14 protein-coding genes and 1 riboswitch are annotated in these 11,728 nt (G+C 36.0%); of the genes, 5 read left to right on the forward strand and 9 right to left on the reverse strand.

Annotation, left to right across the window (positions count from 1 at the left end; genetic code table 11):
• From gatA to AC1DJR_RS07970, 3 genes are all read right to left on the reverse strand, one after another.
• The coding region (gene gatA, locus AC1DJR_RS07960) for an Asp-tRNA(Asn)/Glu-tRNA(Gln) amidotransferase subunit GatA (RefSeq protein WP_477002349.1) at positions 1-1,351 on the reverse strand (1,351 nt) is incomplete at its 3' end.
• Between the two features lie 14 nt (positions 1,352-1,365).
• Positions 1,366-1,656, reverse strand: coding sequence for an Asp-tRNA(Asn)/Glu-tRNA(Gln) amidotransferase subunit GatC (gene gatC, locus AC1DJR_RS07965; protein ID WP_000086999.1), 291 nt, complete (start codon positions 1,654-1,656; stop codon positions 1,366-1,368).
• 141 nt (positions 1,657-1,797) lie between these two features.
• A complete protein-coding gene (locus tag AC1DJR_RS07970; protein ID WP_002029490.1) occupies positions 1,798-2,034 on the reverse strand; it encodes a YiaA/YiaB family inner membrane protein in 237 nt (78 codons plus the stop codon).
• Positions 2,035-2,264: 230 nt separating this feature from the next.
• On the opposite strand from AC1DJR_RS07970, the gene AC1DJR_RS07975 reads away from it, so the two are divergent.
• The 4 genes from AC1DJR_RS07975 to AC1DJR_RS07990 all read left to right on the forward strand — a co-directional run bounded on the left by AC1DJR_RS07975 (position 2,265) and on the right by AC1DJR_RS07990 (position 4,886).
• Complete coding sequence (locus AC1DJR_RS07975) at positions 2,265-2,747, forward strand: MarR family winged helix-turn-helix transcriptional regulator (protein WP_000942491.1); 483 nt, start codon at positions 2,265-2,267, stop codon at positions 2,745-2,747.
• A 227-nt stretch (positions 2,748-2,974) separates the two neighbouring features.
• The gene (locus tag AC1DJR_RS07980) at positions 2,975-4,156 is read left to right on the forward strand and encodes an ArsA family ATPase (RefSeq protein ID WP_002124897.1); all 1,182 of its coding nucleotides are present in this window, start codon (positions 2,975-2,977) and stop codon (positions 4,154-4,156) included.
• Complete coding sequence (locus tag AC1DJR_RS07985; protein WP_477002350.1) at positions 4,149-4,340, forward strand: DUF3926 domain-containing protein; 192 nt, start codon at positions 4,149-4,151, stop codon at positions 4,338-4,340. Before AC1DJR_RS07980 ends, AC1DJR_RS07985 begins: the two co-directional genes overlap by 8 nt.
• Positions 4,341-4,403: 63 nt before the next feature.
• Positions 4,404-4,886 (forward strand): HXXEE domain-containing protein, encoded by a 483-nt coding sequence (locus tag AC1DJR_RS07990; RefSeq protein ID WP_002091337.1) that lies wholly within the window; start codon positions 4,404-4,406, stop codon positions 4,884-4,886.
• A gap of 167 nt (positions 4,887-5,053) precedes the next feature.
• Here AC1DJR_RS07990 and AC1DJR_RS07995 read toward each other — a convergent pair whose 3' ends face one another.
• From AC1DJR_RS07995 to AC1DJR_RS08005, 3 genes are read right to left on the reverse strand one after another with little or no spacing between them, the layout of a single operon-like run.
• Positions 5,054-5,908 (reverse strand): MetQ/NlpA family ABC transporter substrate-binding protein, encoded by an 855-nt coding sequence (locus tag AC1DJR_RS07995; RefSeq protein WP_429687014.1) that lies wholly within the window; start codon positions 5,906-5,908, stop codon positions 5,054-5,056.
• A gap of 21 nt (positions 5,909-5,929) precedes the next feature.
• Positions 5,930-6,595: a methionine ABC transporter permease gene (locus AC1DJR_RS08000; protein ID WP_002091343.1), complete on the reverse strand. Its 666-nt coding sequence runs from the start codon at positions 6,593-6,595 to the stop codon at positions 5,930-5,932.
• Complete coding sequence (locus AC1DJR_RS08005; RefSeq protein WP_002029486.1) at positions 6,585-7,604, reverse strand: methionine ABC transporter ATP-binding protein; 1,020 nt, start codon at positions 7,602-7,604, stop codon at positions 6,585-6,587. The genes AC1DJR_RS08000 and AC1DJR_RS08005 overlap by 11 nt, the downstream gene beginning before the upstream one ends.
• Before the next feature lie 126 nt (positions 7,605-7,730).
• Positions 7,731-7,835: riboswitch (SAM riboswitch) on the reverse strand.
• A gap of 241 nt (positions 7,836-8,076) precedes the next feature.
• On the opposite strand from AC1DJR_RS08005, the gene AC1DJR_RS08010 reads away from it, so the two are divergent.
• Positions 8,077-8,622, forward strand: a complete 546-nt coding sequence (locus tag AC1DJR_RS08010; protein WP_002091344.1) for a cysteine hydrolase family protein — start codon at positions 8,077-8,079, stop codon at positions 8,620-8,622.
• Positions 8,623-8,931: 309 nt separating this feature from the next.
• Here the strand turns inward: AC1DJR_RS08010 and pruA are convergent, their stop codons facing one another.
• The 3 genes from pruA to AC1DJR_RS08025 all read right to left on the reverse strand — a co-directional run.
• A complete protein-coding gene (gene pruA, locus AC1DJR_RS08015) occupies positions 8,932-10,479 on the reverse strand; it encodes an L-glutamate gamma-semialdehyde dehydrogenase (RefSeq protein ID WP_002124887.1) in 1,548 nt (515 codons plus the stop codon).
• A 153-nt stretch (positions 10,480-10,632) separates the two neighbouring features.
• Positions 10,633-11,160, reverse strand: a complete 528-nt coding sequence (locus AC1DJR_RS08020) for a TSUP family transporter (protein ID WP_477002351.1) — start codon at positions 11,158-11,160, stop codon at positions 10,633-10,635.
• A gap of 94 nt (positions 11,161-11,254) precedes the next feature.
• Positions 11,255-11,728: CamS family sex pheromone protein (locus AC1DJR_RS08025; RefSeq protein WP_477002352.1), on the reverse strand; the 474-nt coding region annotated here is incomplete at its 5' end.

Consider the following 11,728-nt stretch of genomic DNA (forward strand, 5'->3'; position numbering starts at 1 on the left):
GTGGCATGTTGTTAGCACCGAATCCACATGGAACAGAAATCGCTGGAACACCCGCTAAGTTTACTGGAATTGTTAAAATGTCATTTGCATACATTGTCATTGGATCGTCCACTTTTTCGCCCACTTTAAATGCTGGAGTTGGTGTTGTTGGTCCAATAATAACATCGTAGTTAGCAAATACATTTTCAAAGTCATTTTTAATTAATGTACGTACTTGTTGTGCTTTTTTGTAATATGCATCATAGTAACCAGAGCTAAGAGCAAATGTACCAAGCATAATACGACGTTTTACTTCATCACCGAAACCTTCGCTACGTGTATTTTTGTAAAGATCTAATAAGTTATTTACATTATCAGAACGAACACCGTAACGTACGCCATCAAAGCGTGAAAGGTTCGCGGATGCTTCAGAAGAAGATAATAAGTAATACGTTGCTAGAGCGTATTTAGAGTGCGGAAGAGATACTTCCTCCCAAGTTGCGCCCATACCTTCTAAYACTTTTAAAGCAGCTAGYACTGACTCACGAGCTTCTTCGCCAACACCTTCGCCTAAGTATTCTTTYGGTACAGCAATACGTAAACCTTTAACATCACCTGTTAAACCAGCTAAGTAGTTTCCTACTTCAACGTTTGCAGAAGTTGCATCCATACGGTCAATACCTGAAATAGCTTGTAATAAGTATGCATTGTCTTCTACTGTACGTGTAATCGGTCCGATTTGGTCAAGTGAAGATGCGAATGCTACTAATCCGTAACGAGATACGCGTCCGTAAGTTGGTTTTAAACCTACAACGCCACAATATGCAGCTGGCTGACGGATAGAACCACCCGTATCAGAACCTAGAGAGAATAATACTTCTCCCGCTGCTACTGCTGCTGCAGAACCACCACTAGATCCGCCTGGAACGTAATCTAAGTTCCATGGATTTTTTGTAGCGTAGAAGCCTGAGTTTTCATTTGAAGAACCCATTGCGAACTCGTCCATATTTAATTTACCGATTGTAACTGTGTCAGCAGCTTTTAGCTTTTGTACAACTGTCGCATCGTAAATTGGATCGAAGTTTGCTAATATTTTGCTCGCACAAGTTGTACGAAGACCGTTAGTTACAATGTTATCTTTTACACCAATTGGCATACCGAATAATAAACCATTATCCTCAGCACCAATCTTTGCATCTAATTCTTTCGCTTTCGCGCGTGCATTTTCTTCATCTAATGTAAGAAAAGCTTTTACGTTATCTTCAACATCCGAAATACGTTTGTAAGATTCTTCTACTAAATCCGTAACGGAAATTTCTTTGTTGTTTAACTTCTTATGTAACTCTGATACAGAATGATCAAATAATGACATCGAAATTCCCTCCTCTATTCTAATACTGCTGGAACACGGATTTGATTATCTTTGTGATCCGGTGCATTTTTTAATACTTCTTCTACTGGTAAACCTTTTTCTGGCACATCTTCACGCATAACATTTTTCATAGTTAATACATGAGTTGTTGGTTTTACATCAGTTGTATCTAATTCATTTAACTGTTCTGCAAATGTAACAATTGCATCTAGTTGTTTTTGAAATTTTTCTGCTTCTTGATCAGTAATTGCAAGACGTGCTAAATGTGCTACGTGCTTTACATTCTCAACGGAAATTCTTGACACGGCTAGGCCACCTCCATAATATATCGTTCAATCTACAATACTATTGATGATACCAAATTTTCAGTACTTCAAGCAAGTCAACACACGGCACTTACGGCATTTTTACATAAAAAAAGAAAGGCAAGTGCCTTTCTTTACAATTTACTCTTTATCTAACGATTTATTTTTCGGAAATCTTTCATTATCTTCCTCATTATCACGAATTGTTTTTTGTAATACAAAACAAGACATCGTTAAAAATAATGTTCCGATTAAATAGTACCCTTTTACACTAAGCGTTTCATCTAACGTGTAAATCCCAATTAGCATTCCTGAAAGCGCACAAACAAATGAAGTCCATGCTAAAAACGTGAACGCTTGCGTATTTCGTCTTCTCATCGTTCTCCCCCTCGTTAGCTGTACACCTATTATAGATAAATATATTTATCACAATGGGTTTTTATGTAAAATYAYTTTTCTATTTATTAATCTATCACAAAAAATTTCTATTTTGAAGRTAWTTTTCTTTCAAATCTGAAAAAACAGTTAAAAACATTGACATTTATTTCAATTCCACATAAAATAAAAACAAATATTACGAACCTCGAAATATACAGGAGTGGAAATAATTGTTACAATATGAACATTTTTTAGACTTACTGCTAGATAACGCCAAGAAACTTTTCTATCCTGAAGAATGGGTAAGCCTTGATTTAACACTTTCCAAGACAGAAGTATTTTGTTTACTTTGGATGGAGCGAAATACGGATATTACAATGACAAAAATTGCTGATCTTCTTGATATACCGATGAGTACAACAACGGGCGTTGTAAATCGCCTTGTAAAAAAGGGATATATTGAACGCTACCGGAATGAAAGCGATCGACGCATTGTATTAATTCGTTTAACAGAAAACGGCGTAATGCTCGTTCAAGAAGTAAAACAAAATGCGGCCCATTACTTTAGCCTAGTGACAGATGCATTGTCAGAAGAAGAAAAAGCATTCTTACTACAAATATTCCAAAAGATCATGAATCACATTGCTACGTCACAGCAAAAAACAGAAGAAAAGGTTTCTACACCTAAAATGAAAAACATTCCGATTGAATAAAGTGAAACTTTAATCAGTGGGGGTTTTTCTCATCCCTCACTGATTATTAGTTGAACCAATCGGGCATTTACGGACAGTTGACCTCCCACCTAATTTCTTTGCTCCAGTCGAATTTTTGGGCGGGAGTCTTACTGCCCGTTAATGCGGGATAAGACCCTAGTTGGGTTTTTATTCAATTAAATATTTCGACACTCGTAATATTCGATACTCGAAACAAAGGGGATAGAATAATGAGAATTATTTTGTATACAGGTAAAGGCGGCGTTGGAAAAACTAGCATTTCAGCAGCAACAGCAATCCAAAGTGCAAAACAAGGATTAAAAACATTAGTAATGAGTACAGATCCTGCTCATAGTTTAGGGGATTCATTTGGCATAAAACTATCTTCTGAGCCACTAGAAATTCGCGAAAACTTGTGGGCACAAGAAATTAACACTATTTATGAAATGGAAAAAGGCTGGGGGAAATTGCAGAAATATATTACACTACTCTTCACTTCCAAAGCAGCTGATGATATTACAACAGAAGAATTAACGATGTTCCCTGGTATGGAAGATTTAATTAGCTTACTTCGAGTACTCGATTACTATAAACACAACACTTACGACGTCATCATTATTGATTGCGCACCGACTGGAGAAACTTTAGCAATGCTTAGCTTTCCAGACATGCTCGGCTGGTGGATGGAAAAACTCTTTCCTATTAAAAGGAAGATTTTAAAAGTTGTTCGTCCTGTAGCTCAACCACTTCTTGGTGTCCCCCTTCCAACTGATGATATTATGGACGAATTAACGAATACGCTTGAACAACTTGGAGAAATGAGAGATATTTTATCAAACCGAGAAGTAACGAGTATTCGCGTTGTTGTAAATCCTGAAAAAATGGTCATTAAAGAAGCTCAGCGTAGTTTTACTTATTTAAACTTATACGATTATAACGTAGATGCCATTATGATTAACCGCGTCATCCCTAACACTGTTACCGACCCTTACTTTCAGGCATGGAAAGATACACAAAAGAAATATAAGGCGTTAATTAAAGATAGTTTTCAGCCACTTCCTATTTACGAAGCTCCCATGTTTGAACAAGAAGTTGTTGGTTTACCTATGTTAGAGCGTGTAGGAAATGCTTTATTTAAATCAGACCCTTCTCCTACTGAAGTGAAATTTAATGGCCGCACACAATATGTAAAAAAAGATGGCGATGAGTATATTTTCGTTCTGTCCATTCCCTTCTCAAACAAAAGTGAACTTTCATTAAATCAAAAAGGTGATGAACTTATTATTCGAGCCGGCTCTATGAAGCGAAATATCACCTTACCAAAAACATTAACACACCTTTCTATTCAAGGAGCTAAGTTTGAAGATGATGTACTAAACATTCGGTTTGGAGGTGTAGTACATGCATGATGAATTACTAAGAAAGGTAATTCGTACAAAAATAAAAATCGGTATGCGTATATTAGAAGAGCTACCGAATCCGATTCAGCAATCAGCTAAGCACGCACTAAATATTTTGCAAGAGGAGCTCTCCTCTTATGCTGAAGAACAACCGCAACCTGAGARTAATTTAAAAAGCATCATAATTGAATAACYATACCCTTGTAGAAAGCCTTTTCTTATAGGCTTTCTATCCCTTTATTGGAGCTGATATAAGTTGATTAAAACATCTTCAACAAGACATTTCACCACTAATACAATCTGGCTAATCCCCCTTCTATTCTTTTTTCATAACCTTGAAGAAGCTTTCCAAATGCCACAATATATCGCTAATCGATTTTCGATCCATTTTATAACTAACAAACAATTTTTCATTGCAATTTCCATATTAACAACCTTCGTCTTACTCATAGTCATTCTATATCAATTAAGCATCATATCTTCTATTTATTTGATCATTTTTATACAGGGCTGTATCTTCTTTAACGCCGTTCAGCATATTATCTTGTATTTCATTTATCGTTCTTATAATCCAGGAGTAATCTCAGCATCTATCATTATCCTATTTTCTCTTTTCTTATTTTCATCAAAGAAACTATTAATCCCTAAAAAGAAATTAGCAAGTACACTCATTTTTAGTTTAATCTCTTACCCAATCATAATTTGGATTTCCTTATTATTAGCCAGCTGCTTTAATTAAAAAAAGACCAGGAAAACTCCTGGTCCATCACTCTACTTAACAAACATTGGATTCTATGTTATACAAAATTAGAAGGTACAGAATTAGGGTTTTGTTTGTTAAGTAGATTATATGTTGAACGAGCTAACAGCGGAGGGGTTCCTACTGTTAGTCGTTAAACTCAATAATTATTTTACGATTTTTTCAAGCTCATCAAGTGAAAGATCTACTGAAATTGAACCATCATTTGTTTCTTTCTTAATTGCATCTGTTACTTCTTTTGAATGGTATAACTCAATTACTTTTTTCAGTGTTGGATCATTTTTATCTTTCGTACGAGCTGCGAAAATATTAATATAGGCCTTTGCATTTTCATTATTTGGATCTTCTAAGAAAATTGGATCCTTCGCTGGGTCTAATCCAGCTTGACCAGCAACACCGTTATTAATAACTGAAGCCGCTACATCTTTTAACACACGAGGTGTTTGCTGTGCGATAACCGGTGTAACTTTTAGCTTCTTTGGATTTTCAGCGATACCGCTTGGATCCCCAAATAGACCAAAATCTTTCTTAAGCTTTAATAATCCAGCTGCATCAAGAAGTTTTAATGCACGTGCTTGGTTCGTTGGATCATTCGGAATAGCAATTTCCGAACCATCTGGGATTTCATTTGCTTTCTTATATTTTTCAGAGTATAAGCCCATCGGTGCAATTTGCGTTGTACCAACAGCTGTAATATCTAACTTATGCTCCTTTTTAAATTGCTCTAAGAAAGCAATGTGCTGGAATGAGTTTAGTTCAATATCTCCATCAGCTAACGCTTTGTTGGGTGTTGTGTAATCAGAGAACTCAACCAGTTTAATTTTAATCCCTTCCTTTTCAGCTTTTTTCTTTAAAATTTCCCAAGCGTCTCCATCTGTTCCAGTTACACCGACGCGAACTACTTTCTCTTTCGCCCCTGCACCTGTATCTCCACCTGAGCAGCCGCTTAATGCTGTAATTCCTACGATCGCTGATAATGCAAATGCTAAAACTTTCTTCATTTTCTTTTCCCCTCTTCCTTTTTATGATCTGCGTAAAAAGACTTTCGCAAAGTAGTTCCCTAAATTTTGAGCCACCTGTACAAGAATAATAAGTAAAACGACCGTTACAAACATAACTGACGTATCAAAGCGTTGATAACCATATGTCATTGCTAAGTCGCCAAGACCTCCACCACCGACAAGTCCTGCGACTGCAGAAAATTCAATTAAACCAACCGTCATAAACGTAACTCCCAAGATCAATGGTGCTAACGCTTCTGGTACGAGGATTTCAAAAACAATTCTAAGTGGTGAAGCGCCCATTGCTTGTGCTGCTTCAATTACTCCTTTCGGAACAGAAACAAGATTTGTTTCAACCATTCTAGCAATACCAATTGATGCAACTAACGTCATTGGGAAGATTGCTGCAGCCGTTCCAATCGTCGTTCCAATAACACTTCTTGTTAGTGGGCTTAAAGCTACTAAAAAGATAATGAATGGAACCGGACGAATTGTATTAATTATGATATTAAGAATAGAAAAGACCCATTTATTTTCTAAAAAATTTCCTTTTCTCGTTACATACAACAGTAAACCTAGAGGTATACCGAGAATTGTAGCGAATATAAGGGTTACAATTACCATTAAGAGGGTATCCCCCGTCGCATCTAATATGCGAGGCCAAAATATACTCCAATCAACTCGCATGAGCTTCTACCTCCTTCAGCTGCACTTGCAGTCTTAGATGTTGTAATGCTTTTTGAATTTCTTTCTGTTCACCTTGTAGTTCTACAAGAAGATTTCCAAATAGCACATTTTGGAGTTCAATAATATTTCCATAAAGAACATTTACATCGACGTTATAGTTTTTCGCAATATATGATAGTACAGGCTGCCCTGTCTCTTCCCCAGTAAAAGTCAGGCGATAAATCTGACCTCCGTTTTGAATTTTCGCTAGAACACTTTCTGGTAAGTGATCATTAATAACAGAGCGTACAAAATTTTGRGTTGTCTTTGTTTTTGGTTGTGTGAAAACGTCAAACAGTTTTCCTTCYTCAATTACTTTTCCTTTTTCCATAACGGCTACACGGTGACAAATTTCTTTCACAACGTGCATTTCATGTGTAATAAGTAGGATCGTTAAATTGTACTCTCTATTTACTTTCTTTAATAAATTTAAGATTTCTGTTGTTGTTTCCGGATCTAAAGCTGATGTTGCCTCATCACATATGAGAATATCCGGTGATGTCGCAAGTGCTCTTGCAATCCCAACACGCTGCTTTTGTCCACCTGATAACTGTTCTGGATAATAGTTCGCTTTATCTTCTAAACCAACAAATTTTAGTAGTTCATTCACTCTTTCTTTTATCTCATTCTTCGGCAATTTCGCTAACCTTAATGGATAAGCAATGTTCCCAAACACCGTTCTTGAATTAAATAGATTGAAACTTTGGAAAATCATCCCAATTCTTTGTCTTAGTTTCCGTAATTCTTTCGCCGATAATGATGTAATATCTTTATCATCTATTGAAATTGTTCCTGCAGTTGGTCTTTCTAACATATTTACTAAACGTAATAATGTACTCTTTCCAGCACCACTAAATCCGATAATGCCAAAAATTTCGCCCTTTTCAACTGACAGCGTTACATCCTCAACCGCATGAACAGATTGCCCACCTGATTCATATACTTTACTTACATTGTTAAAAGAAATCATTTTCTTCCCTCCTATATGCTGTAAAAACTTGAAGTAGAGCTTTCGAGGTAAAATAAAAAGTGCTCTCCTTCTTATCAGTAATAAAAGATAAGAAGGAGAGCACTTTTATATGTACTCATTCACATCTTCTCATCTTCCAAGCCTTTATAGGCTTGCTGGAGTTAGCACGGTATTAAAAAAYCCGTTGCTGAGGTATCGTAGGGCCAGTCCCTCCACCTCTCTGGATAAGAGTGTATCGATTTAATTGTCGTTTAATTAAGTCTTATTATAGAACTCRGAATAATGAGAGTCAATACATTTTTCGGAAAAATATTAATTATTTCTCTATTTGAATTTTAAAATAAGAAGTAACAATACAATAGTGATTTTTAAAGTTATGTAAAATCCTTCTCACTCATACTTTTAAAAAGGAGAATCTTCTCTACTCATTGAATAACATTATTTGAATATGAAATCGGAGGAAGATAGATATATGAAAACAGCTCTTTTGCTCGTCGACATTCAAAATGATTATTTTCCAAGCGGAATGATGGAATTACGTAATCCAGTAGAAGCAAGTGAATATGCTAGTCAGCTACTACAACATTTTAGAATAAGAAACGAACCTATTTTTCATATCCAACATGTAGCTATAAAAGATAGCGCTACTTTTTTCCTACCCAATACAGAAGGTGTCCATATTCACGAAAATGTCCGTCCACTTAGAGAGGAAACCGTTATCCTTAAACATTATCCAAATAGCTTCCGAGAAACTGATCTTCTAGAACAATTACAACGTTCAGGAATTGAGCACGTCGTAATATGCGGGATGATGACCCATATGTGTATTGATGCTACAGTAAGAGCTGCTTTTGATTTTGGCCTTCACTGTACCGTAATACACGATGCTTGTGCTACAAAAGATCTTTCATTTAAGAATGCTACTATACCAGCTGTTTATATTCATAATACAATTTTGGCGAGTTTAAATGGAGTATACGCAAATATAATGAGTACAGAAGAGTTTTTAGCGACCTAAAAAAACACTCCTTTCAGTTAGCAAAGCCGAAAGGAGTGTTCTCTTGTCTAACCATAGATTTTCTTTCAAATTGTATTATACAGGAAATCCTCAAAATGAATACTAAAAAATATGACTAATAAGTCAATTTTTCTCGCTGTTTTATTTCTATTTTCATGTTTATCCCGATATTAATAGGGTTTAACTAATTCAAAAGAACAAATAGTAATATTTGGCAACCTTTTCTTGATTGAAATTAACTAGCTTCTATAGAGAGTTTCTCAAAAAGAAAAGATCTTCACAGTCTGTGAAGATCTTTTCTACTATTTCTTATAAAGTTTCAGAAGTAGTTTTTGCTTGCATGTGAAGTGCTAAGTAGTCAGGACCACCAGCTTTAGAGTCTGTACCAGACATGTTAAAGCCACCGAATGGTTGGTAACCTACGATTGCACCAGTACATCCACGGTTGAAGTATAAGTTACCAACGTGGAAGTCTTCACGTGCTTTTTCAATATGGTCACGGTTGTTAGTAACAACTGCTCCTGTTAAACCGTATTCTGTATTGTTTGCAATTGCAAGTGCATGATCAAAGTCTTTTGCTTTACAGAATGCTACTACTGGTCCGAAGATTTCTTCTTTCATTAAGCGAGCATCTTCTGCAACGTCAGCAACGATTGTTGGTTGGATGAACCAGCCTTTAGAATCGTCTCCTTCGCCACCTGATACGATTTTACCTTCTTCTTTACCAATTGCAACATAGCTCATTACTTTATCGAATGCAGCTTGGTCATTAACAGGCCCCATGTTAATATCTTTTGCATCTGGGTTACCTACTGTTAATTCTTTTGTTAATTCAACAGCACGATTTAATACATGATCGTATACATCTTCATGGATTACTGCACGAGAACATGCAGAACATTTTTGTCCTGAGAATCCGAATGCTGATGCAACGATAGATTTAGCTGCTAATTCAAGATCTGCCTCTTTATCAACAACGATTGTATCTTTACCGCCCATTTCAGCGATAACACGTTTTAACCAAATTTGTCCCGGGTTTACTTTTGCTGCACGTTCGTAAATACGAATACCTACATCGCGAGATCCAGTAAAGCTAACGAAACGTGTACGAGGGTGATCTACTAAGTAGTCACCAACTTCAGAGCCATTACCTGGAACGAAGTTTACTACGCCAGCTGGTAAACCAGCTTCTTCTAATACTTCCATAAATTTCGCTGCTACTACAGGAGTTGTACTAGCTGGTTTTAGTAATACTGTGTTACCAGAAACTACAGCAGCTGTTGTCATACCTGCCATAATTGCGAATGGGAAGTTCCAAGGAGAAATGATAACACCTACTCCTAATGGAATGTAAGAGAAACGATTATATTCAATTGGACGGCTTTCTACTGGAATACCGTCTTTTAATTTCAACATTTGACGAGCATAATATTCCATAAAGTCGATTGCTTCTGCTGTATCAGCATCTGCCTCATTCCATGGTTTACCTGCTTCTTTTACAAGAATAGCAGAGAACTCATGTTTTCTACGACGAACGATTGCTGCAGCACGGAATAAAATATCTGCACGCATTTCTGGTTTTGACTTTCTCCAAGTTTGGAATGTTGCATCCGCTACTTGCATTGCTTTTTCAGCTAATTCACGGCTTGCTTTTGAAACACGACCAACAAGTTCCTCTTTATTTGCAGGGTTTACAGAAACAATTTTGTCTTCTGTAGTGATTTTTTCTCCCCCGATAATTAATGGATAGTCTTGTCCAAGATAAGATTCTACTTTCTTTAAACCCTCTTCAAACGCTAATTTGTTAGCCTCTACTGAAAAATCTGTAAATGGCTCATGTTTGTATGCTACTACCATCTTTTTAGCCTCCCCTTAGAAAAACGTTTACATTTTACAACATTATTCTACACGATAATTTAGATTTATTCAAATATTCCTAGACTTATATTTTAAAAATTAATAAATTTTTAAAATATAATAAAAAAAAGAGATTCATACATACGTATGAATCTACAAAATATGAGTATATTCCAAAACATTTTTCCCGATTAATAAAATAGTAACTAATAAAAATAAAGTCCTTACATATCCAACACCTTTTTGAACCGCAAACYTCGATCCAAAATAAGCACCTAAAATCATTGATAAGCCCATAATTGCACTTCCCCAATCTTTTTTCGCAATAATATAAATGGCAATAAAAACCAACATCACGAGCACTAGTGGACGCAAAATATCAGGCGGAATAAACTTTACTACTAAAGCCCCTGCGACTGCTCCAATAATAGTTAACGGGATTAACTTTCCTACAATCCGAAAATTCACCTTACCTGATCGAATAAAATAAATTGTGCTCGTAAGCGTCCCCATCGTTGCAGCTAATTTATTCGTTGCGATTGCCGAAGCTGGTGATAAACCAACAAACATAAGTGCAGGAAGCGAAATTAACCCTCCCCCTCCAACAACCGAATCAATAAAAGCAGCTAAAAAYCCGAATGCAATTAATAAAATAATGACTTGAAAGCTTAGTTCTTCCATGACTTTGCCCCTTACCCCTTTATTTGTAACATTTAAAATTATAACAAAATTTTTCAAGAAAAAAAGCTGTTCCTTTATGGAACAGCTCTCATCTTTAATCTAAAATTTTCACAAACGGTTCATCTTGCTTCGCTTCACGTATAATAATTGCTTCTGGGCGTTCTACAGATTTAATTGTTACTTGTACTTTCATATAATTCGGGAAATATTCCATAACAAGTCCAGCTACATATTGTGTAAAACCAATTACTTCAGCTTTCCCATTGAATTGGACAGGAATATCGAGCTTCATTTCTTTTAATTCATCATCTCTATACATTCCAGTACCGATAACAGCTGTATAATCGCCTTGGAAATACTCACTTAACTTCGCTTTAAAGTTTGAAACCCTTGCAAGGTCTTCACGTTTATTATCCGCTTTTGCTTGTTCAGACGGGAACAAATAATATTTCTCATTGATTGGTTTCCAATCCTCAACCGTTTCACTACCTTTTTCTACCTTAGCATAAGAAACAAAATTCCCTGGCACAAGTGAAGACTTTGGACTTTGACGATAAATTGCAAATGT

Source organism: Bacillus sp. 05T31 (assembly GCF_056396725.1).